Source organism: Caulobacter sp. ALps2 (assembly GCF_058681635.1).
Genome location: NZ_CM178743.1, coordinates 2,635,139 through 2,657,722, shown reverse-complemented (window position 1 = coordinate 2,657,722; position 22,584 = coordinate 2,635,139). Strand labels below are relative to the sequence as shown.

21 protein-coding genes and 2 pseudogenes are annotated in these 22,584 nt (G+C 67.5%); 16 read left to right on the top strand and 7 right to left on the bottom strand.

The window, feature by feature from the left end; genetic code table 11:
* Positions 1 to 2 precede the first annotated feature (2 nt).
* The 6 genes from uvrC (at position 3) to ACW173_RS12655 (ending at position 9,634) form a co-directional block, all read left to right on the top strand.
* Positions 3 to 1,919, top strand: a complete 1,917-nt coding sequence (gene uvrC, locus ACW173_RS12680; protein WP_492085987.1) for an excinuclease ABC subunit UvrC — start codon at positions 3 to 5, stop codon at positions 1,917 to 1,919.
* A gap of 191 nt (positions 1,920 to 2,110) precedes the next feature.
* Positions 2,111 to 5,515: a class I SAM-dependent DNA methyltransferase gene (locus tag ACW173_RS12675; RefSeq protein WP_492080371.1), complete on the top strand. Its 3,405-nt coding sequence runs from the start codon at positions 2,111 to 2,113 to the stop codon at positions 5,513 to 5,515.
* Positions 5,516 to 5,724: 209 nt separating this feature from the next.
* Positions 5,725 to 7,152 (top strand): family 43 glycosylhydrolase, encoded by a 1,428-nt coding sequence (locus ACW173_RS12670; protein WP_492080370.1) that lies wholly within the window; start codon positions 5,725 to 5,727, stop codon positions 7,150 to 7,152.
* Positions 7,153 to 7,394: 242 nt separating this feature from the next.
* Positions 7,395 to 7,739, top strand: coding sequence for a response regulator (locus tag ACW173_RS12665; protein ID WP_492080369.1), 345 nt, complete (start codon positions 7,395 to 7,397; stop codon positions 7,737 to 7,739).
* 64 nt (positions 7,740 to 7,803) lie between these two features.
* Positions 7,804 to 8,967 (top strand): energy transducer TonB, encoded by a 1,164-nt coding sequence (locus ACW173_RS12660; protein WP_492080368.1) that lies wholly within the window; start codon positions 7,804 to 7,806, stop codon positions 8,965 to 8,967.
* Positions 8,968 to 9,064: 97 nt separating this feature from the next.
* On the top strand, positions 9,065 to 9,634 hold the full coding sequence (locus ACW173_RS12655) for a sigma-70 family RNA polymerase sigma factor (RefSeq protein ID WP_492080367.1): 570 nt from the start codon (positions 9,065 to 9,067) through the stop codon (positions 9,632 to 9,634).
* Here the strand turns inward: ACW173_RS12655 and ACW173_RS12650 are convergent.
* The gene (locus tag ACW173_RS12650; RefSeq protein ID WP_492085837.1) at positions 9,631 to 10,812 is read right to left on the bottom strand and encodes a kynureninase/PvdN C-terminal domain-containing protein; all 1,182 of its coding nucleotides are present in this window, start codon (positions 10,810 to 10,812) and stop codon (positions 9,631 to 9,633) included. The two genes, ACW173_RS12655 and ACW173_RS12650, sit on opposite strands and share 4 nt — an antisense overlap.
* Complete coding sequence (locus ACW173_RS12645) at positions 10,788 to 11,579, bottom strand: tryptophan 2,3-dioxygenase (RefSeq protein ID WP_492085986.1); 792 nt, start codon at positions 11,577 to 11,579, stop codon at positions 10,788 to 10,790. Before ACW173_RS12645 ends, ACW173_RS12650 begins: the two co-directional genes overlap by 25 nt.
* A gap of 116 nt (positions 11,580 to 11,695) precedes the next feature.
* Between ACW173_RS12645 and ACW173_RS12640 the strand changes: the two genes are divergently transcribed.
* The 5 genes and pseudogenes from ACW173_RS12640 to ACW173_RS12620 all read left to right on the top strand — a co-directional run bounded on the left by ACW173_RS12640 (position 11,696) and on the right by ACW173_RS12620 (position 14,113).
* Entirely contained in the window at positions 11,696 to 12,154 is a 459-nt protein-coding gene (locus ACW173_RS12640; protein ID WP_492085835.1) for an Lrp/AsnC family transcriptional regulator, read from the top strand.
* Positions 12,155 to 12,207: 53 nt separating this feature from the next.
* Positions 12,208 to 12,609: a hypothetical protein gene (locus tag ACW173_RS12635; RefSeq protein ID WP_492085833.1), complete on the top strand. Its 402-nt coding sequence runs from the start codon at positions 12,208 to 12,210 to the stop codon at positions 12,607 to 12,609.
* A gap of 39 nt (positions 12,610 to 12,648) precedes the next feature.
* A pseudogene (locus tag ACW173_RS12630) lies at positions 12,649 to 12,852 on the top strand (Lrp/AsnC ligand binding domain-containing protein); the annotation flags it as partial.
* A gap of 68 nt (positions 12,853 to 12,920) precedes the next feature.
* Positions 12,921 to 13,073, top strand: a pseudogene (locus ACW173_RS12625) (transposase); the annotation flags it as partial.
* Positions 13,001 to 14,113, top strand: coding sequence for an IS3 family transposase (locus tag ACW173_RS12620; RefSeq protein WP_492083691.1), 1,113 nt, complete (start codon positions 13,001 to 13,003; stop codon positions 14,111 to 14,113). The pseudogene ACW173_RS12625 and the gene ACW173_RS12620, both read left to right, overlap by 73 nt.
* 168 nt (positions 14,114 to 14,281) lie before the next feature.
* Here the strand turns inward: ACW173_RS12620 and ACW173_RS12615 are convergent, their stop codons facing one another.
* From ACW173_RS12615 to ACW173_RS12600, 4 genes are all read right to left on the bottom strand, one after another.
* Positions 14,282 to 14,827: a type II toxin-antitoxin system VapC family toxin gene (locus tag ACW173_RS12615; protein WP_492085832.1), complete on the bottom strand. Its 546-nt coding sequence runs from the start codon at positions 14,825 to 14,827 to the stop codon at positions 14,282 to 14,284.
* The gene (locus ACW173_RS12610) at positions 14,820 to 15,173 is read right to left on the bottom strand and encodes an STAS-like domain-containing protein (RefSeq protein WP_492085831.1); all 354 of its coding nucleotides are present in this window, start codon (positions 15,171 to 15,173) and stop codon (positions 14,820 to 14,822) included. Before ACW173_RS12610 ends, ACW173_RS12615 begins: the two co-directional genes overlap by 8 nt.
* A complete protein-coding gene (locus tag ACW173_RS12605; protein ID WP_492085829.1) occupies positions 15,170 to 15,955 on the bottom strand; it encodes a hypothetical protein in 786 nt (261 codons plus the stop codon). Before ACW173_RS12605 ends, ACW173_RS12610 begins: the two co-directional genes overlap by 4 nt.
* Before the next feature lie 301 nt (positions 15,956 to 16,256).
* Positions 16,257 to 16,613 (bottom strand): hypothetical protein, encoded by a 357-nt coding sequence (locus ACW173_RS12600; RefSeq protein ID WP_492085828.1) that lies wholly within the window; start codon positions 16,611 to 16,613, stop codon positions 16,257 to 16,259.
* Between the two features lie 253 nt (positions 16,614 to 16,866).
* Between ACW173_RS12600 and ACW173_RS12595 the strand changes: the two genes are divergently transcribed.
* Together ACW173_RS12595 and ACW173_RS12590 are read left to right on the top strand one after the other, a co-directional pair.
* Positions 16,867 to 17,865 carry a glycosyltransferase family 2 protein gene (locus ACW173_RS12595; protein ID WP_492085826.1) on the top strand — a complete coding sequence of 333 codons (999 nt, stop codon included), beginning with the start codon at positions 16,867 to 16,869 and terminating at the stop codon, positions 17,863 to 17,865.
* On the top strand, positions 17,862 to 18,290 hold the full coding sequence (locus ACW173_RS12590; protein ID WP_492085825.1) for a GtrA family protein: 429 nt from the start codon (positions 17,862 to 17,864) through the stop codon (positions 18,288 to 18,290). Before ACW173_RS12595 ends, ACW173_RS12590 begins: the two co-directional genes overlap by 4 nt.
* Here the strand turns inward: ACW173_RS12590 and ACW173_RS12585 are convergent.
* Positions 18,287 to 20,224, bottom strand: coding sequence for a hypothetical protein (locus ACW173_RS12585; RefSeq protein ID WP_492085824.1), 1,938 nt, complete (start codon positions 20,222 to 20,224; stop codon positions 18,287 to 18,289). The two genes, ACW173_RS12590 and ACW173_RS12585, sit on opposite strands and share 4 nt — an antisense overlap.
* 248 nt (positions 20,225 to 20,472) lie before the next feature.
* Here ACW173_RS12585 and ACW173_RS12580 point away from each other — a divergent pair, with 248 nt between their 5' ends.
* The 3 genes from ACW173_RS12580 to ACW173_RS12570 all read left to right on the top strand — a co-directional run bounded on the left by ACW173_RS12580 (position 20,473) and on the right by ACW173_RS12570 (position 22,583).
* Complete coding sequence (locus ACW173_RS12580) at positions 20,473 to 21,009, top strand: hypothetical protein (protein ID WP_492085823.1); 537 nt, start codon at positions 20,473 to 20,475, stop codon at positions 21,007 to 21,009.
* A 91-nt stretch (positions 21,010 to 21,100) separates the two neighbouring features.
* Entirely contained in the window at positions 21,101 to 22,228 is a 1,128-nt protein-coding gene (locus ACW173_RS12575; RefSeq protein ID WP_492085821.1) for an alkaline phosphatase, read from the top strand.
* Between the two features lie 61 nt (positions 22,229 to 22,289).
* Entirely contained in the window at positions 22,290 to 22,583 is a 294-nt protein-coding gene (locus tag ACW173_RS12570; protein WP_492085819.1) for a type II toxin-antitoxin system RelE/ParE family toxin, read from the top strand.
* Position 22,584: the final 1 nt, after the last annotated feature.

Sequence of the window (22,584 nt, the reverse complement as noted above, 5' to 3'; positions counted from 1 at the left end):
CTATATCTCCCTCCGTGACCGACACCACCGCCGACACTCCCTCCTCCCCCCGCCTCTCCGGCGCCGCCCTGATCAAGGACGAGGTCTCGCGCCTGCCCGATGCGCCCGGCGTGTACCGGATGATCGGCGACGCCGACGAGGTGCTCTATGTCGGCAAGGCCAAGAGCCTGAAAAAGCGCGTCATCCAGTACGCGCAAGGCCGCTTCCACACCAACCGCATCGCCAACATGGTCGACGCCACGCGGTCGATGGAGTTCATCACCACCCGCACCGAAGCCGACGCCCTGCTGCTCGAGATCAACCTGATCAAGCAGCTGAAGCCGCGCTTCAACGTGCTGCTGCGCGACGACAAGAGCTTCCCCGAGATCGTCATCCGCCGCGACCACGACGCGCCCCAGCTGCGCAAGCATCGCGGCGCCCACACCCTCAAGGGCGACTATTTCGGGCCGTTCGCCAGCGCCTGGGCGGTGAACCGCACGCTGAACACCCTGCAGAAGGCCTTCCTGCTGCGTTCGTGCAGCGACAGCGTCTATGACAGCCGCGACCGGCCCTGCATGCTGCACCAGATCAAGCGTTGCGCCGCCCCCTGCACCGGCCTGATCGGCAAGGACGACTACCAGGCCCTGGTCGACCAGGCCGAGGCCTTCTTGAGAGGCAAGTCCCGCGCGGTCATGGCGACCATGGCCAAGGAGATGGAAGCCGCCGCCGAGGACCTGGAGTTCGAGCGCGCCGCCCGCCTGCGCGACCGCATCCGCGCTCTCTCCAGCGTCGCCCAGGAGACCCAGATCAACCCCGAGACCGTGGACGAGGCCGACGTCGTGGCCCTGCACGTCGAGGGCGGCCAGGCCTGCGTGCAGGTGTTCTTCTTCCGGGCCGGCCAGAACTGGGGCAACCGCGCCTATTTCCCCCGGGTGGCCGGTTCGGCGGATGAGTCCGAGGACGAGGCCACGACCGAGGAGCAGCGGATCATCACCGCCTTCCTGGGCCAGTTCTATGACGACAAGCCGATCCCGCGGCTGATCCTGGCCAATGTCCAGCCGGCCGAGGCCGAGCTCCTGTCCGAGGCCTTCGCCCTGAAGACCGGCCGCAAGGTCGAGATCGCCGTCCCCAAGCGCGGCGAGAAGGCCGATCTGGTCCAGCACGCCCTGACCAACGCCCGTGAAGCGCTCGGGCGAAAAATGGCCGAAGGCTCGGCCCAGACCAAGCTGCTGGCCGGCGTCTGCGAGGCCTTCAAGCTGGAGGCCCCGCCCGAGCGGATCGAGGTCTACGACAACAGCCACATCCAGGGCACCAACGCCGTGGGCGGCATGATCGTGGCCGGGCCGGAAGGCTTCATGAAGGGCCAGTACCGCAAGTTCAACATCAAGAGCACCGAGCTCACCCCCGGCGACGACTACGGCATGATGAAGGAGGTGCTGCGCCGCCGCTTCGCCCGCCTGGTCAAGGAGGAGGAGGAAGGCGACAGCGACAACCGCCCCGACCTGGTGCTGGTCGACGGCGGCAAGGGCCAGCTGGACGCCGCCCTCGAGATCATGGCCGACCTGGGCGTCGACGACATCGCCGTCGTCGGGGTGGCCAAGGGTCCTGACCGCGACGCCGGCCTGGAGCGCTTCTTCATCCCCGGCCAGACCCCGTTCATGCTCGAGCCCAAGTCGCCGGTGCTCTACTACCTGCAACGCCTGCGCGACGAAGCCCACCGCTTCGCCATCGGCGCCCACCGCACGCGGCGGTCCATGGACCTGAAGAAGAACCCGCTCGACGAGATCGAGGGCGTCGGCCCGGGGCGCAAGAAGGCGCTGCTCCACGCGTTCGGGTCGGCCAAGGGGGTTGGCCGGGCGAGCGTGGAGGACCTGGTCAAGGTCGAGGGGGTCAGCCAGGCGCTGGCCGAGCGGATCCATGGGTTTTTCAGGAAGGGGTGACGCTCCCCTCTCCCCTTGCGGGAGAGGGTGGCCCGTCAGGGCCGGGTGAGGGGTCGCGCCGACCTGGCCGAGAACCCCTCATCCGACCTGCTTCGCAGGCCACCTTCTCCCGCGAGGGGAGAAGGAGACGCTCGCCAAGCGCCGCCCAAGCCGTCTAAGTTGAGGCGATTGCCGGGGGCCTGCTTAACGATATGACAGTCGACGAGTTCATCGCGCGCTGGACGGCGCGTGAAGGCGGCGCGGAACGCGCCAACTATCAGATGTTCCTGTCCGAGCTGTGCGACGTGCTGGGCGTCTCGCGGCCTGATCCGTCCGGCGCCGAGCGCGACCGCAACGACTATGTGTTCGAGCGCGCCGTGCGCTCCACCACCCTGGACGGCGCCAGCGCCAAGCGCATCGACCTCTACAAGAAGGCCCACTTCCTGCTGGAGGCCAAGCAGTCGCACGCCAAGGGCGGCGACAAGGCCGCGCCCGAGCAACTGGCCCTGGGCCTGGCCGCCGCGCCCGAGGCCGTCCAGCCCGAGCAGCTGGGTCGCCGCGCCGCCGTGCGGAATTTCGACGTCCTGATGCGCAAGGCCTTCAACCAGGCGCTGGACTATGTCCACCTGTTGCCCGCCGATCACCCGGCGCCGCCGTTCCTGATCGTCGCCGACGTCGGCCACTGCCTGGAGATCTACGCCGACTTCTCGGGCACCGGGCGGGGCTACGCCTATTTCCCCGACCGCAAGGGCTATCGCATCTATCTGGACGAGCTTCGCGACCCCAAGGTCCGCGAACGCCTGTTGAAAATCTGGAGCGACCCGCACAGCCTGGACCCGGCCCGCGAGGCCGCCCGCGTCACCCGCGAGATCGCCGAGCGCCTGGCCGAGGTGTCCAAGGCGCTGGAGGCCAAGGGCGCCCGCGCCGCCGACGTCGCCCACTTCCTGATGCGCTGCATCTTCACGATGTTCGCAGAGGACGTGGAGCTGCTGCCCAAGGACAGCTTCCGAGGCCTGCTGCGCAAGTCGCTGGACAGCCCCGAGCGCTTTCCCCAGCGGGTCAAGGAGCTGTGGACGGCGATGGACAAGGGCGGCGAGTCCATGGCCATCGACGCCACGGTCCTGCGCTTCAACGGGGGCCTCTTCAAGGACACCACCGCCTTCGAGCTGGGCCGCGAGGAGATCGGCGAACTGCTGGCCGCCGCAGAGCGCGACTGGCGCCAGGTCGAGCCGGCCATCTTCGGCACCCTGGTCGAACAGGCCCTGGACCCCGACGAGCGCCGCCGTCTGGGCGCCCACTACACCCCGCGCGCCTATGTCGAGCGGCTGGTCAATGTCACGGTCATGGAGCCCCTGCGCGACGACTGGCGCGCGGCCCGCACCAAGGCCGAGGCGCTGTCCGACCAAGGCGACCTCGTGGGCGCCCGCGCGGCGGTCAAGGCGTTCCACCACCAGCTTTGCACTACGCGGGTGCTGGACCCGGCCTGCGGCACCGCCAACTTCCTCTATGTGTCGCTGGAGCTGATGAAGGTGCTGGAGGCCGAGGTCCTGGAGACCCTGGCCCAGCTGGGCGAGTCCGAGGGCCTGGGGTTCGAGACCGTCGATCCGCACCAGTTCTTAGGGATAGAGCTGAACCCCCGCGCCGCCGCCATCGCCGAGCTCGTTTTGTGGCTGGGCTATCTGCAACAGCACTATCGCAGCCGCGACGGCCACCCGTCCGAGCCGATCCTCAAGGCGTTCAAGAACATCGAGAACCGCGACGCGGTGCTGACCTGGGACGGCTATCCGGTTCCGGGGGTGGTCGAGCAGGACGGAAAACGGGTCGAGGCCTATCCCAACGCCCGGCGGCCGGAGTGGCCGGAGGCGGAATTCATCGTGGGGAACCCGCCGTTTATTGGCGGCAAGGACCTCCGCGCGCGCCTGGGCGACGGCTATGTCGAGGCCCTGTGGGGCGTCCACAAGGCCATGAACGACAGCGCCGACTTCGTCATGTACTGGTGGGACCGCGCCGCCGAGATCCTGACCCGGAAGAAGACGATCCTGCGCCGCTTCGGCTTCGTCACCACCAACTCGATCACCCAGGTCTTCCAGCGGCGGGTCATGGAGCGCCACCTGAACGGCAAGCCGCCGATCAGCCTGATCTTCGCCATCGACGACCATCCCTGGACAAAAGCCGGCCGCGAAAGCGCGGCGGTGCGGATCGCGATGACCGCCGCCGCGCGCGGCAAGCTGGACGGCGTGGCCTGGGAGGTCGCGACCGAGACTGGTCTCGATACCGACGAGCCATTTCTGACCTTCACCGAGAAACGGGGGAAGGTGAATCCGGACCTCACGGTGGGTGTAGATGTGACACTTACGCGCGCTTTGATGGCCAATGAAGGCATCTGTTCGCCGGGCGTAAAACTGCACGGATCGGGCTTTATCGTCGCGCCTGCCGATGCCGAGCACATGGGGCTAGGGAAGCGGCCGGGCCTGGAGAAGTACATCCGGCGATACCGCAACGGCCGCGATCTAACCGCAAGGCCCAGGGAAGTAATGGTCATAGACCTCTTCGGACTGTCGGCCGAGGCTGTGAGGCGCGAATACCCGGAGGTCTATCAGCACCTACTTGCAACGGTTAAGCCTGAAAGAGATCAAAATAATCGCGCGGTCTACCGGGACAACTGGTGGATATTCGGCGAACCCCGGCGCGAGCTTCGGCCGGCGCTGAGCGGCATCGAGCGCTACATCGCCACCGTCGAAACAGCCAAGCATCGCGTATTTCAGTTTCTGGAAGCCGAGATCGCTCCCGATAATAAATTGGTTGTAGTTTCGGCCGCTGAGGCGGCGGTCCTGGCCATTCTTTCGTCTCGCATCCACGCCCACTGGGCGATCTCAACGGGCGGCTTGCTCGAAGACCGGCCGGTCTATGTCAAAGGTGCCTGCTTCGACCCCTTCCCCTTCCCCGACCCGTCGGAGGAGATCAAAGCCCGCCTGCGCGCGCTCGGTGAGGAGCTGGACGCCACGCGCAAGACGGTGCTGGCCGAGAACGTCGACCTGACCCTGACCGGGCTCTATAACCTGCTGGAAAAGGTCCGCGCCGGGACCGCGCTGACGCCGATCGAGCAGGACCAGAAGACGCGCGGCCGGGTGCTGATCCTCAAGGAGCTGCACGACCAGATCGACGCGGCCACGGCCGACGCCTATGGCTGGCCGCGCGACCTGACCGACGAGCAGATCCTGGAGCGGCTGGTGGCCCTGAACGCCGAGCGGGCGCGCGAGGAGGCGGCCGGCCATGTGCGCTGGCTGCGGCCCGACTACCAGATCCCCCGCTTCGCCAAGGGCGCGACCGCCAAGAGCGGCGAGCTGGATTTGGGCGAGGCGCCGGTCGACGCCGGCGAGGACCTGCCCGACTTCCCCAAGGACGCCGCCGACCGCCCGCCGGCCGTACTGGCCGCACTGGAAGCCGCCGGCGAGCCGCTGGACGTCACCGGTCTGACCAAGCGCTTCAAGAAGGGCGGCAAGCGCATCGAGCAGGCGGTCATCAAGGCCCTGGCCAGCCTGGTCCGCTGGGGCCACGTCACCGCCCTTCCCGACGGCCGCTACGCCGGCCGCTCGCAACGTAAGGACGCCGCATGAGCCCTCCCACCGTCCCGCCCCATGACGCCGACATGTGGCCGATCGTCGAGGGCGTCCGGGTCGCGAGCGCGTGACCGTCGACGCCGCGGCCCTGTCGGCCATCTGACGGCCCGTCGCGGCGGCGGCGTCGCGGCCGGTCTTGCGATCATCCTATTTGTCGGACAATAAAGCTTCACGCCGACCAGGGCGTGGCTGGCGAGGGGCCTTGCATGTCGATCCGATCCATCCAGGCCGCCGTCCCCTCCCGCCGGACGATGCTGGCCGGCGCCGGGGCGCTCGCGACCACGCCCTTGATCGGGGGCGGTCCGGCGCTCGCCAAGCCCGCCGCCGCGCCCGTCCCGTCGAACCCGCTGGTGCGCCAGCGGGCCGACGCCCAGGTCTTCCGGCATCACGACGGCCTCTACTACATGACCGCCTCGGTCCCGGAGTACGACCGCCTGGCCATCCGCCGCGCGCCGACCCTGGCGGGCCTGGCCACGGCCCAGGAGGCGGTGATCTGGCGGCGCCCCTCGAGCGGCAAGCTGGGCGGCTACATCTGGGCGCCCGAGCTGCACGAGATCGACGGCCGCTGGCACATGTACTTCGCGGCCGGCGACGCGGGGGCGCCGTTCCACATCCGCGCCTATGTGCTGCGCTGCCTGGACAAGGACCCGATGACCGGCCGCTGGGAGGCCCTCGGACAATTGATCACGCCGTGGGATACGTTCACGCTGGACTCGACGGTCTTCAGCCACAAGGGCGTGCGCTACCTGCTGTGGGCCCAGGCCGAGCCGGGCGTCAAGACCAACAGCAACCTCTACCTGGCCCCGATGGCGACCCCGACCACCCTGGCCCGGCCGCCGGTCCGCCTGACCGTGCCGACGCTGGACTGGGAGGTCCGGGGCTTCAAGGTCGCCGAGGGCCCCGCGCCGCTGCGCCGCAACGGCAAGCTGTTCATCAGCTACTCGGCCAGCGCCACCGACGACCGCTACTGCCTGGGCCTGCTAAGCGCCGACGAGGACGCCGACCTGATGTCGCCGGACGTCTGGAGCAAGTCGCCCGAGCCGGTGTTCAAGAGCTGCGAGGAGACGGGCGTCTGGGGGCCGGGCCACAATTCCTTCACGGTCGACGAGCAGGGCCGCGACGTCCTGGTCTATCACGGCAGAGACTACAGGGAGATCAAGGGCGACCCCCTGTTCGATCCCAACCGCCACACACGCGTACAGCGCCTGTACTACAAGCCGGATGGCGCGCCGGACTTCGGCGTGCCGGTGGGGGCCGGCGAGGTCCCGGACAGGTTCGCGCCGCTGGATCGGCCGGGGAGCTTCCTGCGTCACGACGGCGATCGGCTGGTGGTGGGCGCGGGTCCGCCGCCGACGACCCAGTTCCGGCTGAAGCCGGGGCTGGCCGGGGCCGGGACGGTGTCGCTGGAGCCGATCCTCAAGCCCGGACATGTGCTGGCCGTCGGGGCGAACGGCGCGGTCGAGATCGTCAAGGCCGGCGGCGATCCCAAGCGGGCCAGCTTCCGGCGGATCCCCGGCCTGGCCGGCGAGGGCGTGTCGTTCGCGGCGCTGGGCGGCGGGCGTCTGCGGCATCGGGACGGGGTGGTGGTCGTCGGCGCGGGCGATGCGGGGGCGGCGACGTTTGTCGTGACCTAGCCGCCACGAGGCTCGGTCGCCTCAAAGACTTAACAAGTACTTACAAGATATTAATTCTACCGAACCTGAAACTTCCGACGCACTCGCACATTCCATTGCTCAGGAGAATGAGCATGGAACAGACTTCGGTGCTGCCGGTCGAAAACAACGCCGCCTCGCGGGCTCCAGGCCGTCGGTCGGGTTCTGGGCGGCCGTGTTCAGGGCGGCCGTGTTCAGGGCGGCCGCGCGCTGGAGGCCCGTCCATGAGCGATCTGGTCGTCCTGGTCGTCGAGGACGAGCCGCTGGTCCGGCTGGTCGCCGCCGAGGCCCTGCGCGACGAGGGCTACACCGTCTACGAGGCCGCCGACGCCGGCGAGGCCCTGGACCTGTTCGAGGACCACCAGGAGGTCGGCGTCGTCTTCACCGACATCGACATGCCCGGCATGAGCGGCCTGGAGCTGGCCGACGAGATCCACCGCCGCCGTCCGGCCGTGCGCTGCCTGCTGACCTCGGGCCGCCCGCGCCGCCTGCCGGCCGGCGATCCGTTCCTGCCCAAGCCCTACAGCCCCGGCCGGCTGGGCGCGGCGATCCGTGGGCGCGCGGCCTAAACGTTCACTTGACCGGCCGCGCCGGGCGGAGGAGAGATTCTCAACCTTAGATCGCGGAGCGACCATGCGCGCCTTGTTGCTCGCGGCCCTGGCCTTCCTGACGCCCGCCGTGGCGATGGCGGACATCGCGCCGCCGCCCGGCGCTTCCATCGCGCCAGCCCAGCTGATCGCCTTCGCCCCGCCGCCGGCCCGGATCGCCTGCGGCCAGGGCTCGGCCCAGCTGATCGAGGGCGCGGCCCCGCCGCCCCGGCTCTGGCAGCCCTATGTCCCGCCGCCCCTCCCAGTTGGCGCCCCAGGTGGCGCCCCAGTCGGCGCCCAATCCTATGTCCCGCCGCCGCTGGCGAGCAGCGAGGCCTATACGTTCTCGGTCGACACCGACGGCCACGTCATCGATCTGAAGCGCACGCCCTCCAGCAATGTCACCATCCCGTGGGCCATCGACGACCAGACCGCGATCATCGCCAGCTGGCGGTTCGCACCGGGCGCGGCGGCCAAGGATTGCGCCATCGACCTGACGCCGACCGCCATGCCGCTGGACCAGGCGTCGCCCGCCCGCCTGTTCGAAACCATGGCCGCCGCGCCGCGCTCGCCCTGGCCGGCGATCCGCGAGGTCCTGGCCGGCGGCGGTGACTGCGACACTCGCCGGCGCCCCCGGATGATCGTCTATCCCGACCTTCGCGCCTTCGACGACAAGTCGGTCGACCCGGCCTGGGCGGGCCTGCGCTACGACATCGACGCGAACGGCGCGGTGCGCGACGTCAAGGTCGCCGCCCAGCACGGCGAGGCCGCCTTCGCCGACACGGCCGCCAGCGCCGTGGCCGAGGCCCGCTATTTCCCAGGCCCGGCGCGCACGGGCTGCCTGGTCATCTTCAAGGCCACGCCCAAGGCCACGCCGGCCCCGGCGCGTCCGTCCGCGGAGTCGTTCGAGCGCCCCCAGGACGCCTGCGAGGTGACCCAGGCGCAGCTGAACATTCCGCAGGCCAAGCTCTATCCGCCCGCCTTCGGCAAGCGCCGCGTGTCCGGCTGGGCGATCCTGCGTTTCGACGTCGCCCCGTGGGGCCAGGTGGGCGCGATCGAGGTGCTGGCGGCCCAGCCCAGCGAGGTCTTCGGCAACTATGCCCGCAACCTGCTGCAGGGCGCCCGGCCCACGCCGCCGCCCACCGGCTATCGCGGCTGCGTCGTGCCGATCGTCTACGCCATCCCGCCCATTCCCGAAGACGATTACTGAAGACTCGAAACGGGGATTCATTTCAGACCCCGCTGGAACCTAAGCCCTCCGGTCCCGTTTGATAGCTTGAGTGTTTTTATCCCGACCGGGGGCCGTCATGGACCATCAAGACCAGAAGACCTTCGAACGCGATCTGATCGCCCTGATCCCGCACCTGCGCGCGTTCGCCCGCTCGCTGTGCGGCGACGCCACGGCGGCCGACGATCTGGCGCAGGACGCCGTCGCCAAGGCCTGGGCCAGCCGCAACAGCTTCACCATGGGCACCAACATGAAGGCCTGGACCTTCATGATCCTGCGCAACCAGTTCTACTCCGACAAGCGCCGCAGCTGGCGCTCGGTGGGCCTGGACCAGGAGACCGCCGAGCGGACCCTGGTGGCCAACACCAATTTCGACAGCGCCATCGCCCTGGACGACCTGCGCCAGGCGATGCTGATGCTGCCCGAGAACCAGCGCGAGGCGCTGATCCTGATCGGCGCCGGCGGCTTCTCCTACGAGGAAGCGGCCGAGGTCATTGGCGTCGCCGTCGGCACGGTCAAGAGCCGTGTCAGCCGCGCCCGCGCCGACCTGCTGCAAATCTTCGAAACCGGCAGCTACGAACGCGATGGCCTGCCGGTCCACGAGGCGATGGGCAGCATGCTGAAGGCTCTGGAGCGTCTGGCGGCTTAAACCGTCAGCGCCGCGCACGCCGCGCGAAACGCCGCGAGATCGGCCTCGTCGTGATAGACGGAGAGGCCGATCCGCAGGACGTCGTCGCGGACGTCCACGACCACGCCTTTCTCGGCCAGCGCCTGTTTCCAGGCGCTGGCTTTTTCATGCCGTAGCGCTAGGAACCGCGCCTGGGGGCCTTCGCCGGGCGGGTTCAGAACCACCGCGTCCTTCAGCGGTTCGGCCGCCAGCAGGCTCCGCATCAGCCCGCCCACATGCGCCGCGATCGCCGCCGTGGTCAGGCCTTCCGCCTCCAGCATCCGCCCGGCCGCCACGAAGCGGTAGAGGCCCGAGGGATCGAAGGTCGCGCCCATGAACCGCTGGGCGTCGGCGGTGTAGCCGACCCCGCCCGGCGGTCCCTCCAGATCGCCGAACTCGGCGTACCAGCCGGTCAGCACCGGCCGCGGACCAAAGCCCGGCGGCGCGTGCAGGAAGGCCGCGCCCTCCCCGGCCATGGCGTATTTATAGCCGCCGGCCAGGTAGAATACCCGATCCGCCACCGCCGAGAGGTCGGTCGGCACGGCCCGGAAGCCGTGATAGCCGTCGACCACCAGCCACGGCCCCTCGGGCCTGGACAGAGCCGCCAGCTCCCACACCCGGTCGAACACGAAGCCGGTCTTGAAGAACACGTGGCTGACGAAGATCAGGTCGTAGGCGCCCGTGCGCGCGGCGTTGATGAACCGCTCGGCGAAGCCCCCTTTTTCGTCATTTGGGCGCTCGCTCTCCACCAGGGTCAGCTCGATCTCGCCCGCCTCGACCCATCGCTGGGCCTGGCGGCGGAACGAGTGGAACTCGCCGTCGGTCGACAGGACTCGCACGGGCTTGCGATCCACGGCCGACTTCAGCCCCGCCAGCAGGGTGTGGGTGTTGGGCGCGAAGACCACGGTGTCGGAGGAAGGAAGATTGAGCTCCCGGGCCACCAGGCCCTGCGCGGCCGGATAGACCTCGCCCAGCGCCTTGTCCCACTTGTGGTCGGCCAGGAGGGCGGCGTCCTCCCAGGCCTGGACCTGGGCGGCCAGGGTCGCGTCGGGCCACAGGTGGTGGCTGTGGGCGGCCATGTGCAGCCGGCCCGGCACTGAAAGCGCCTTGGAGAACAGATCCTTGCGCGCGGCCATCACAGCTTGCCCCGCAGCGTCCACAGCTCCGGGAAGGCCCGCCGGCGCAGGGTCGAGGCCAGGTAGCCGATGCCGTCGGTGCCGCCCGTCCCCGGCCGGCCGCCGATGATCCGCTCGACCGTCAGCACATGCTTGTGCCGCCAGGTGACCAGGGCGTCGTCCAGATCCACGAGCTTCTCGGCCAGCTGGTACAGCTCCCAATAGCGCCGCGGGTCGCGATAGACCTCCAGCCAGGCGGCCTCGACCGCCTCGGACGGGACATAGGCCTGGGTGAAGTCGCGATGCAGCGCCGCGTCCGGCACGGTCAGCCCGTGGCGCGGGAGTTGGGCGATGGCGATGTCGTACAGGCTGGGCGCGGCCAGCGCCGCCTCCAGCAGGGCCAGGCCGTCCGAGCCCTCCTCCTGGAACTTCAGGAAGCTCTGGTCCTTCAGGCCCAACATGTATTCCAGGGTGCGGAACTGGGCCGACTGGAAGCCCGAGCTGGTCCCCAGCGAACCCCGGAAACTCAGGTAATCGGCCGGCGTCATGGTGGCCAGGATGTCCCACGACAGGGTCATCACCGTCTGGATCCGCGACACCCGCGCCAGGGCCTTGTAGGCCGGCTCGACATCGCCCGCCGCGATCAGCCGCATGGCCAGGCCGACCTCGTGGATGATCTCCTTGAGCCACAGCTCCTTGGTCTGGTGGATGACGATGAACAGCAGTTCGTCGTGCCGGTCGCTCCGCGGCTGTTGCGCCGCCAGCAGGGTGTCGAGCGCGAGATACCGCGCGTAGGTCATGTTTGGGGTCATGTCTTGCGCCATGGAAGGACCCTATGCCGATCGCGACGGCACATTGTCCTCGTTTGCGCCGCCGATGGCGAGCAGGCTAGAACGCTGTCCCGATAAAGCCACCAAAGGCAGGACGAATGTCCATTCTCAGCCGCATCGACCTGTCGATTCTCCGCATCCTGGAGGCCGACGCCCGCATCTCGTTCGCGGCCCTGGCCGAGCGGGTGGGCCTCTCCAAATCCCCCTGCTGGTCGCGCGTCCAGGCGCTGGAGAAGCAGGGCGTCATCACCGGCTACCGCGCCCGCATCGACGCCAAGGCGGTCGGCAAGGGCCTGACCGTCTACGCCCTGGCCACCGTCGACTTCGCCCGCGCCGAACCCTTCGAAGCCGCCGTCCTGCGCCACCCCTCGATCATCGAGTGCCACTCGACGGCCGGCGCCGGCGACTACCTGCTGAGGATCGTCGCCGCCGACGTCGCCGACCTGGACACCCTGCTGAGGAAGGAGCTGAGCCAACTGCCGGGCGTGCAGAGGTACACCACGACGGTGTGCATGAAGGCGATCAAGGAGGATGGGTTGTTGATGGCGGGGGGCTAGAGCTTTTATCTGACGCCCTCGCCCAAGGGCGTTCGCAAAGTGGAGTTGCGCGCGTGCTGCATTGTATCCTTGCGGTGCTGACCAGCCTGGCCATGAGCGAACCGGCACCCCCGGCGCCAAAACCGCCCCTGAAGGTCCTGTCAGGGCGAGACCTGCGGACGATGTTTCACGGCGTCGTGGTCATTGACGTCGACGGCCCCGCCGCCACGGCCGAGCGCTTCTACGCCGACGGCCGCTACAGCAAACGGACGCGTGGCCTGCGCCAAGGCCACTACCGCTTCCAGGGCGACGAGCTGTGTGTCAGCCTCACCCCGGAGAACACCACCAGCTGCCGTCGCTACGCCCGCGATGCGCGCGGCGAGCTCTACCTCGTCGCCTTCCGCGACGGTGCCGCCACGCCATGGACCGGAGCGTCCCGCGTCCGCGTCCAGCCACTGACGTCCCGTCCCGGGTAGCGCTCCAAAGCGATCGGCAAGCCGTCGACGCCCTGGCCAGCCGCCGTCCTGCGCTACCCGTCGATCATCGAGCGCCAACCGACGGCCGGCGCGGGGGACTACCTACTGAGGATCGTCGCCGCCGGCATCGCCGACCTGGACACCCTACGCAAGGAACTGAGCCAGTTGCTGGGGGTGCAGCGCTACACCACGACGGTGTGCATGAAGGCGATCAAGGAGGATGGGTTGTTGATGGCGGGGTAGGGAGTGACGTGACCCCCTGAAACTCCTCCAGAAATAACTAGAGTCCGCCCCAGGAAAGGGACGGACGAATGAAGCGATCACGGTTCACGGAAGAACAGATCATCGGAATCCTGCGCGAGCAGGAGGCGGGCGTGCCGGTGGCGGACCTGTGCCGCAAGCATGGGCTCAGCTCGCCGACCTTCTACAAGTGGAAGGCCAAGTATGGCGGGCTGGACGTGTCGGAGGCGCGGCGGCTCAAGGCGCTGGAAGACGAGAACGCCAAGCTCAAGCGGATGCTGGCCGAGGCGATGCTCGACAACGTCGCGCTGAAGGATCTGCTGGGAAAAAAGTGGTGACGCCCGCCGCGCATCGGGAGGCCGCCGCCTATCTGGGGTCGGCCTACGAGATGAGCGAGCGGCGGGCGTGCCGGGTTCTGGGCGTGGATCGGACGAGCGTGCGCTACGCGGCCACGCGGACCGACGACGGCGTGCTGCGCGAGCGGCTGAAGGCCCTGGCCCAGGAACGCCGCCGGTTCGGCTATCGCCGGCTGCACGTGCTGCTCAAACGCGAGGGCCATGTCGTCAACAAGAAGCGGATCCAGCGGCTCTATCGCGAGGAGAAGCTGACCGTGCGCCGGCGCGGCGGGCGCAAGCGGGCGATCGGCACGCGGCGGCCTCTGGAGGTCCCGCTGACGCCCAACCAGCGCTGGAGCCTGGACTTCGTCTCCGACCAGATGACCGACGGCCGCCGCTTCCGGATCCTGACGGTGATCGACAACTGCACGCGCGAGTGTCTGGCCCTGGTGGCCGACACCTCGCTGTCAGGCCGGCGAGTGGCGCGCGAGCTCGATGCCATCATCGCCCAGCGCGGGCGGCGGCCCGACACAATCGTCAGCGATAATGGGACCGAATACACCTCCAACGCCATCCTGGCCTGGACCGACGACAGCGGCGTGGGCTGGCATTACATCGCACCGGGCAAGCCCCAGCAGAACGGCTACAACGAAAGCTTCAACGGCCGGCTACGCGACGAACTGCTGAACGAGACCCTGTTCCGGTCCTTGCCGCACGCCCGCGCCGTACTGGAGACCTGGCGGCGCGACTACAACGAGCGCCGGCCGCACTCCAAGCTCGGCTGGATGACGCCCAGGGAGTACGCCAGCGCCTTCTGCGGAGAGACCGGCCGGCACGCTGCGCAGGCTGATAGCTCCGCGCGCCGGCCTCTTGCCACCCACCAACACCAAGGCTCAAATCAACCCAGGACTCTCGTTATGGCTGGATGAGAAATGGGGGTCACGTCAGGAGGGGATCGGCCGATAGAGGCTCTTCTCGGATGTTGGGAGCGTGCGCTTCTTGGCGACGGCCAAGGTGCCGGAGACGCAATCTAGATGATCGGCCGTGTCTCACTCTTTCCTGGCGTTCGCAGGCCCACGCCCTGGCGACGAAGTTGTCTAACCGTTCCCGACCAACTTCTTATTCGAACTCGCGATGGAGATTGCTGACGATGCGTAGTCTCCATCATCAGTAACAAGTACCAGATTATTACTCTTGCAAATCGCCGCTAGCATTACGTCATTAAAATCGATCGATGCAGCCGCAGAATGCTTAAAACAAGTTTCGAGATCTAACTCCGAGAAACGATCATCTAACAACTTGCAAGCGCTAACGATATGAAAGACCTCATCCGAGATATCGTTCATCCACCGACCATAGTCGGCGTGACCGTGTATCTTACGCGGGCGCTCTTTGGATACACTTTTAGTGTATTGATGAAGAGATTGTCGAACAAACTCTCCCAAAACGATTTGCGGAAGAAATATCTGCGCCTCAGCCTTCAGTGCCGCGCCATACAATGCCGAGTACACCCGATGTCTAGGATCACGATTATCGATAAATGGACCGTTGATAAATAGCCAGACGTTTGTATCGAAAACCATAGGGCTTTTGAGAAGCTCCTCAGGTATTTCACCTGGAGCTAGCCTGTAGCGCTCAATCATCGTCGTTTAATAGCGCGCGATGACGGTCAGGATCGGCGAAGAAGCGTTTCGCGTTCTCCACGACCTTCACCAAAAGACGCAGTTGCTCCTGCGTGGCTTCGACGGGCGGAAGTAGCTTGCCTTGCAGCCGCTCCTCTCCCAAGTCGTCATAGAGCTGGCCCACCGCAGCATTGAGGAATGCCGTGGTCAAGCGCGTGACGCCCTTGAACGAAATTTGTACTCGCTGCCCGCGCTCTAAGGCCGACGTGATGATCTCGTGGACCCGAGCACCATCCTCAATCGACACGCAGAACGGGCTCCCGATCGTACGAACGAGAGAGATGCTTTGCAGTTGCAGTTCATTCATCGGAAAATCACGCTTGGGTCGATTTCGTCGCTCATCACATACTCCGCATCATCGGATGTATCGACCTCAATGGTTACTGCAGTCCCAGGAAAGGGGTTTGCAAGGGTGCGCTGAGCTACACCGCGCGCTCCTTCAGCCCAGTAGCCGTCCCATGAGGCTATAACGAGTCTTCCGCGATTTCGGCGAATGAAGTCGCGGAGAAGCTTGAGACCCAAACCGCCAGGCACATCTCCCATCCGCGTGGTGTTCGATCCGGTCATCGCCCAGTCGATGGCTGCGGCCCCCGACATCCTGCCTCCGGTGTGCGCACGAACGACACGCGGAATACCCAGGCCAAGGTCGACCATCGAGAAATCTAATCGATGCTTCCTAGGAAACAACTGACCGCTGGCGAAGACACCGAGCACGCTTTTCGAATGAATCGCACAGTTTTGAAACAGCTCGTCGATACCCTCGTAAAAGCGCTGTGTTACTCGGTCGGACATCACGGGCAGTTGCTTGTCTGAGAAATGGCCCTGAGTGTACGCTGCGAACTCCTTGCCTCCTGCTAGCTCGAAGCGCTGAAGCGGAATGATGTTTGCATTTCGGCGGGGTCGCTGGGTGGGCAAAAATCCTACTGCTGTGAGCGCTTGCCCAGTCGATTCCGGCACATTTAAGAAATGAGTGATCTTTCCTTGTTCGACTCTTAGTTTATGCCGGATCGCCTGTAGCGCCGCTGCAAGATTTGCGTCGCACCACGTCATATTTGAACAATCTACCTGGATCGAAAGCTCGGTGCTCATTGCGGCCTTACGATAGAGATCCGCAAGCTCTTCGAATCCGGCAGGGTCCGTTCTGGCTCTGCTAAGAGTTAGGGCGGGCAATAACTTCCTCCAACCGTTGCGCTCCCGGGAAAACTCTCGTTCTCATCTGGCGCTCTACGTGGCTAAAAGCAGCGCTGCAACTGTACCTGAATTCGTACCCGATCAACGGAACCGCGTCACGATGTCCGCCAGGGTGGTAGTGAGCGTGCCGATGATCATCATCGACGAATGTCCGGAGGCTGGAGCGGTCCCAACGTCGGCATCTGGCGCACATTCCCCCTCACAACCTCCCCCGGCCCCCGCCCTTCAGCCGCCCCAGCTTGCGCGGCGGCGCCGCCGTCAGCCCGCTGACCACCTCCCCCACCATCGCCACCGCCTCGATCTCGGCGGCCAGGGCCTCCTCCTCGCCCACCGGTAGCGCGGCTTTTCCACCCCGCCCCGCCGACAAACCCGCCACCTTCCGCACGCACGCCGCCAGATCCCCGCAGACTCTGGCCCTATCCCGCGCCTTGCGGATCTCGGCCGGGTCCTGGCTGGTCTCGATCGTGCGCCAAGCGGCGTCGAGCGCGGCCATCAGCTTGAGTTGGGTGGCGTCGCGCCAGCGGGCGACCTGTTCGGCATGGGTCGGGTGGGTCATGGCGTTGAGTGTGCGGGCGGTTCGGAGACCGGGGACAGGAAACGCGCGTTTTCCCGTAGGGCCTTGAATTCGTTGGGGTGGGACGCGGATTCTGCGGGGATTGAGGCCCCTCCGCCGTCGTTCGGCGGTCCCCCACCCCCAGGGGGAGGAGAGCGAGCCCCGGCGCCGCCACCCTGACGCCCGCCCTGTGGATAACTTCGCTCCGCGCGTCCGCCCCCTCCCCCTCCGCGCGCAACCCCGCTAAACCACCTCCATGGTTCAGTCTCCCGCGTCCCCCGCCGCGCCCCTTCCCGCCGCCGCCACGCGCACCCGCGTTGGCAAGCGCCTGTCGATCGTCGCCCCCTGCTTCAACGAGCAGGAGGTGCTGGACCTGTTCTTCGAGCGGATCGAGGCCGAGCTGGCGGCGCTGGGGGTCGATTACGAGATCGTCTGCGTCAATGACGGCAGCCGCGACCACACCCTGGCGGTGCTCATTCGCCATCACCAGCGCAACCCCAAGATCAAGGTCATCAACCTGGCCCGCAACTTCGGCAAGGAGACCGCGATGTCGGCCGGGCTGGACGCGGCGAGCGGCGACATGGTGGTGCCGATCGACGTTGATTTGCAGGATCCGCCGGAGCTGATCGGCCAGTTCATCGCGGCCTGGGAGAACGGGGCCGACGTGGCCTATGGCGTGCGGGTCGACCGCAGCGCCGACAGCTTCCTCAAACGCATGACGGCCCAGGGCTTCTACCGCGCCTTCAACCGCATGTCGGACGTGGACCTGCCCTACAACGCCGGCGACTACCGGCTGATGGACCGGCGGGTAGTCGAGGTGCTGCGCCAGCTGCCCGAGCGCAACCGCTTCATGAAGGGCCTGTTCGCCTGGGTCGGCTTCCGGCAGGAGGCCATTCCCTACGCCCGCCCCGAGCGCGCGGCGGGGACCAGCTCGTTCCGCTACTGGAAGCTGTGGAACTTCGCCCTGGACGGCATCACCTCGTTCAGCACCGCGCCGATCCGGGTGTGGAGCTATGTGGGCCTGATCGCCGGCGTGCTGGCCGTGGGCGTGGCGGGGATGATCGTGATCCGCACCCTGCTGTTCGGCCGCGACGTGCCCGGCTATCCGTCGCTGATGGTGGTGATCCTGATGAGCTTTGGCCTGCAGATGCTGGCCATCGGCTCGCTGGGCGAATATGTCGCCCGCATCTATCAGGAGGTGAAGGGCCGGCCGCTGTACGTGGTCATGGACCGCTACGGGTTCGATCCGCGGTGAGCCTCGCGACGCTGCTGACCCCCGAGCGGCGGGCGTTCCTGGTCTCGGCGCTGCGCTACGGCGTGGCGGGGGTGTTCAACACCCTGGTCGGGTTCTCGATCATCCTGGCCCTGGACCTGGGCCTGCACCTGGATCCGCACCTGGCCAACGCCATCGGCTACGCGGTCGGGATCTGCGTCAGCTTCGCGCTGTCCAAGCTGTTCGTGTTCAAGGCCCGCCGCACCACGCGCTCGGCCCCGCTGCGCTATGTCGTGGCGGTGGCCGTCGCCTTCGGCCTGAACCAGGGCGTGCTGACCCTGGCCAAGCTGATCCTGCCGCATGGCGCGCCGTGGAGCGTGGCGGCCCAAGGCTCGGCGGCGGTGACCTACACCGCCGCCCTGTTCCTGATGAGCCACTTCTGGGTCTTCGCCCATCAGGAAGACTAGCGCAGCGTCGGCCCCTCGGTGATGCGCATGGCCTCCAGGCCCGCGCCCAGCAGGCGCGTGTCGGCGCCGAGACCCAGGTCGTTGGGGCGCTGGGCGTTGGGGCTGTCGAACACCACCGTCAGGGTCCGAGCCTTCAGCATCTCCGGCGTCAGGGTCAGGATGTACTTGTGCTGGATGACGCCCTTCAGGTCGAACTGGACGGTCTCGGACGGGCCGCCGGCCACCGAGACGGTGACGGTCCGCTTGGGCGACTCCGGCGGCAGGAAGGCGAAGCCCGCCACTTCCAGGGTCGGCGCCTTCAGCGCGCGCTGCCAGTCGGCGATCGGCAGCTGGACGACCGAACGCTTGCCGTCCGACCACACGCCGCCCGGCTCGGGCGTCGACCAGCCTTCGCGCAGGTAGGGCACGCCGATGCCGCCCTGCTTGAAGCGGTACGAGGGCGGCTCCAGGCAGGGGCCGGCGACCACGACCACCAGGCCGATCGGCGCGCCCGAGCGGCAGCCGGGCTTGTCATAGGCGTCGCCGGCCAGGGTGACGATGAAGGGCGCGTCGCCGGCGCGGTCGGGACGGCCGTCGGCCATCAGGCTCAGCACATTGGCGCCGTGGGCCGACTGCAGCATGGCGATCGTGCCCATGTAGTTGGTGATCGGCGGCATGTCGGCGGCCGAGAACATGGCCTGGTCGCCGTGCAGGCCGCGGGTGACGCGAACCTGGCGGATGTCCTCCATCACGGCGTTGACGCGCGGCACGTCGAAGACGCTGGGGCGCAGGAACAGGCACAGCATCACCGCCGTCTGGGCGACCAGCGCCGCGCCGACGCCGATCTGCCAGCGACGGCCTTGCGCGCCCTCCTCGGCCGCCTGGCCGCGCAGGCCCAGCACCGTCAGGCCCCACAGCGGGACGACGAAGGCCAGCATGCCGAACACGCCGAACGCGTGCTTCATCACCGCGTAGTGCGAGCCGTCTCCGGTCAGCTTGAAGACGCCGTACTGGGCCAGCATGGCCGCGCCGCAGGCCGCGCCCAGGCCTGCCAGCATCAGGGCCGCGCGGTCGCTCTCGGCGACCTCGGGATCGTCGGCCGGACGCAGCAGCTCGGCCAGCAGCACCCAGGCCGACAAGGCCACCAGCAGGGCCGAGAAGGCCGCCAGGACCTCCATGGTCACCGGCGCGGCCAGGTTCAGGCTGCCGTTGTTGCCGGCGATGAAGCGCATCTTGGCGAAGAAAGGGTTCAGCACGATCGCGGCGGGAATGGCGGCCAGGCCAACCAGGCCGATCAGCTCGCGCAGGCCGAACTTGCGCTCACGGATGATGTCGCGCAGCCAGACCACGCCCAGCACGGCCATCAGGGCCCCGGCCAACTGCAGGGTCGGCACCAGGTGGAAGCAGCCGCAGAAGCCGACGGCGGCGGTCGCGAAGATCACAAAGGCCAGGCGCGAGCGCGGCAGGATGGCCATGGCGATCACCAGGGCCAGCAGGTTGACGCCCTCGCCGACGATCTGCGGGAAGAAGAAGTTGTCGATCAGCTCGCCGCCGAACGCGCCGCGGGTGACGAAGATGTTCACGACCGTCAGGCCGAACGCCAGGCCCAGATAGGTGAACGAGATGCGCCGCGCCTGTTCGAACAGGCAGGCCCAGGCCACGGCCGCCGACACGACGCCGGCCATCAGCAGGGCGTTCAGGTGCTGCCAGCCCAGGGTGGCGAACAGGCCCGCGAACCGGTGGCTGAGCTTGGGATAGTAGGCCATCTCGGCCATCCACTCGTGGCCTTGCGGCGGGATGATGAACGCGTGGCGGACCACCTCCATCACCTGCAGGTGGTACGAACTGTCGACCGACAGCGACAGCATACGATCGTCCGCCAGCACGCCCGCCAGCAGGAAGCACCAGAGCGCCGCGCCGGCGCCCCAGATCCACGTCTTCTTGGTTCCGCCCATCGTTCCTGATTCCGTCGCGCCCACCGCAGGGGCCGATTACTACCAGTAAAGCTCGCAGGCGGAACCCCGCCCGGAGGTTGAACCGGTCATGGCGCGGCGGCCAGCTCGCCCGGCTTGACCGCGCGCAGCCCCTTCAGACCGGCCAGATCACGGCCGCAGGTTTTTGTCCGAGCGCCGAACAATTACGATTGTAATTAGTTTAGATTTGTAATCTCCTGACTCCGACACGGACGGCGGGAGGTGGGGTCATGGCGGTGCGGGACTACGGAACGCGCAAGACGCGGCGCTCGTGGGTCGCCCTGGCGATTTCGGCGGTCGCCGTGGTCGGCACGCTGTGGGCGATGATGTTCACCGGCTTCGACTTCGCCCGGTTCGAGCGCGACAACGCCCGCCTGCCCCCGCCCTCCGCCGAACAGCTCGCCCGTTACCGGCCGCTGGCCCAGGCCCAGTGGCGCATCGTCCACGCCAATCTGGAAACCCGCCTCGACCAGGCCAGCCCGCTGGAGCTGGGCGCGGTGTGGGCCACTCGCAAGGGCCAGATCTGCGGCATCGTCAACGGCCGCGGCAGCTTCGGCGGCCTGTCCAGCATGGTGCGGTTCTACACCGTCGACCAGCGCCCGGTGTTCCACCAGGACGTCGACCACATCCCCTTCCAGCACGCCTGGTTCCAGTGCCGCCGCGACCCGTACGTGATGCTGCACGCGGGGACCACGGAGCCGGGGTTCTGTGGCAGCGAGCTGGGCCGGCGGCGGTGCTTCAAGACGAAGAACGGGGTCCAGCAATAAGGCGACGGCCGTCGCACTTGTTTCACACAAACCGCGCCACGCAGCGGCTAGAAGCGGCCCCAATCGAAACGAGTTCGCTTGGGAAACGCCTATGCTCAAAGGTCTTCTGGTCGCCGCCTCGCTGCTGTCGCTGACGCTCGCCTCCCCGGCCCTGGCGCAGACCCCGCGCAAGGCAAAGAACGTCATCGTCTTCCTGGCGGACGCCGGCGGCGTGCCGTCGGTCAATGCCGCCAGTCTCCTGGGCTACGGCCAGCCCCTTAAGCTGCACGTCCAGCAGTGGCCCAACCTGGGTCTCAGCGACACCACGCCGGTCGACCAGTTCGTGTCGGACTCGGCCAACGGCATGTCGGCGATCATGACCGGCGTGAAGACCCACAACGGCGTGATCAGCCAGGGTCCTGACGGCGTGCGTGGGAAGACCGACGGGGCGCCGACCAAGACCCTGCTGGAATATGCCGAGGAGCGCGGCCTGCGCACCGGCGTCGTCACCTCCCAACCGATCACCGACGCCACGCCGGCGGCGACCTACGCCCACGCCAACGATCGCGGCAAGTGGGGCGAGATCTTCCAGCAGGCCTTCAGTCCCCGCTTCGGCGACGGGGTCGATGTGCTGTTCGGGACCGGCCGCGCGAAGATCGGCCAGCAGCTGGCGACGGCCGGGACCGGCTTCGACCAGCTGGCCAAGGCGCACAGCCGTCCGATCTACGCCAAGCTGGAGGACGCGCCGGCGACGAACACCCGCCCCATCGTCGTGACCGAGAACGATCAGATCGACACCCGCGCCGCGACGCTCCGCGCGCTGGACCTGCTCGAGAAGTCGCCCAAGGGCTACCTGCTGGTCGTCGAGTGGGACGCCCACACCGACGACCCGCGCGAAGGCCTGCGGCACATCGTCGACTTCGACAAGCTGATCGCCGAGATCGAGACGCGCGTCGATCTGAAGGACACCCTGCTGCTGTTCACCGCCGACCACTCGTTCGGCCTGCAGGTCGACGGCGGCAAGCGCGGCGAGCCGCTGCTGGAGGGCTACGACGCCTGGAAGGCCAGCGGGAAAGACGAGGACCTCATCCGGCTCAAGAACGTCATGGTCAACCGCACCCACACCGGCGAGGAAGTCGTCGCGCTGGCCACCGGAGCCGGGGCCGAACGGGTGCGAGGGTACTTCCCCAACACGCACCTGTTCGACGTGGCGATGGATGCGTGGGGCTGGAAGAAATAGCACCTGGCGGCCGGCCGAACTCTCTTTATAGTTGCTAAACATCAGCAACTCTCCGAATTCGATGAACTGGGAAATCCGGCAGACTTCCGCCTTCGAGGACTGGCTGACGGGCCTGAAGGATGCCGTATCCCGCGCGATCGTCATTCGGCGCATCGAACGCGTTGCAGCCGGGAACCTGGGTGACGTTCGGCCAGTAGGCGACGGCGTCAGTGAACTGCGGATCGACTATGGCCCGGGCTTCCGCGTCTATTTCGTCAGGCGCGGCGAGACCCTGATCGTGCTACTCTGCGGTGGCGACAAGGCCTCGCAGCCGCGCGACATTGCTCGCGCCAAGGCCATGGCGCAGGAGGTTTGAG

What these genes read in the sequence shown, in the direction of transcription:
- ACW173_RS12675 (WP_492080371.1), top strand. Translation starts at nt 2,111, where the DNA reads ATGACAGTCGACGAGTTCATCGCGCGCTGGACGGCGCGTGAAGGCGGC.
- ACW173_RS12670 (WP_492080370.1), top strand. Translation starts at nt 5,725, where the DNA reads ATGTCGATCCGATCCATCCAGGCCGCCGTCCCCTCCCGCCGGACGATG.
- ACW173_RS12665 (WP_492080369.1), top strand. Translation starts at nt 7,395, where the DNA reads ATGAGCGATCTGGTCGTCCTGGTCGTCGAGGACGAGCCGCTGGTCCGG.
- ACW173_RS12660 (WP_492080368.1), top strand. Translation starts at nt 7,804, where the DNA reads ATGCGCGCCTTGTTGCTCGCGGCCCTGGCCTTCCTGACGCCCGCCGTG.
- ACW173_RS12655 (WP_492080367.1), top strand. Translation starts at nt 9,065, where the DNA reads ATGGACCATCAAGACCAGAAGACCTTCGAACGCGATCTGATCGCCCTG.
- ACW173_RS12645 (WP_492085986.1), bottom strand. Translation starts at nt 11,579, where the DNA reads ATGACCCCAAACATGACCTACGCGCGGTATCTCGCGCTCGACACCCTG.
- ACW173_RS12640 (WP_492085835.1), top strand. Translation starts at nt 11,696, where the DNA reads ATGTCCATTCTCAGCCGCATCGACCTGTCGATTCTCCGCATCCTGGAG.
- ACW173_RS12615 (WP_492085832.1), bottom strand. Translation starts at nt 14,827, where the DNA reads ATGATTGAGCGCTACAGGCTAGCTCCAGGTGAAATACCTGAGGAGCTT.
- ACW173_RS12610 (WP_492085831.1), bottom strand. Translation starts at nt 15,173, where the DNA reads ATGAATGAACTGCAACTGCAAAGCATCTCTCTCGTTCGTACGATCGGG.
- ACW173_RS12605 (WP_492085829.1), bottom strand. Translation starts at nt 15,955, where the DNA reads ATGAGCACCGAGCTTTCGATCCAGGTAGATTGTTCAAATATGACGTGG.
- ACW173_RS12600 (WP_492085828.1), bottom strand. Translation starts at nt 16,613, where the DNA reads ATGACCCACCCGACCCATGCCGAACAGGTCGCCCGCTGGCGCGACGCC.
- ACW173_RS12595 (WP_492085826.1), top strand. Translation starts at nt 16,867, where the DNA reads ATGGTTCAGTCTCCCGCGTCCCCCGCCGCGCCCCTTCCCGCCGCCGCC.
- ACW173_RS12585 (WP_492085824.1), bottom strand. Translation starts at nt 20,224, where the DNA reads ATGGGCGGAACCAAGAAGACGTGGATCTGGGGCGCCGGCGCGGCGCTC.
- ACW173_RS12580 (WP_492085823.1), top strand. Translation starts at nt 20,473, where the DNA reads ATGGCGGTGCGGGACTACGGAACGCGCAAGACGCGGCGCTCGTGGGTC.
- ACW173_RS12575 (WP_492085821.1), top strand. Translation starts at nt 21,101, where the DNA reads ATGCTCAAAGGTCTTCTGGTCGCCGCCTCGCTGCTGTCGCTGACGCTC.
- ACW173_RS12570 (WP_492085819.1), top strand. Translation starts at nt 22,290, where the DNA reads ATGAACTGGGAAATCCGGCAGACTTCCGCCTTCGAGGACTGGCTGACG.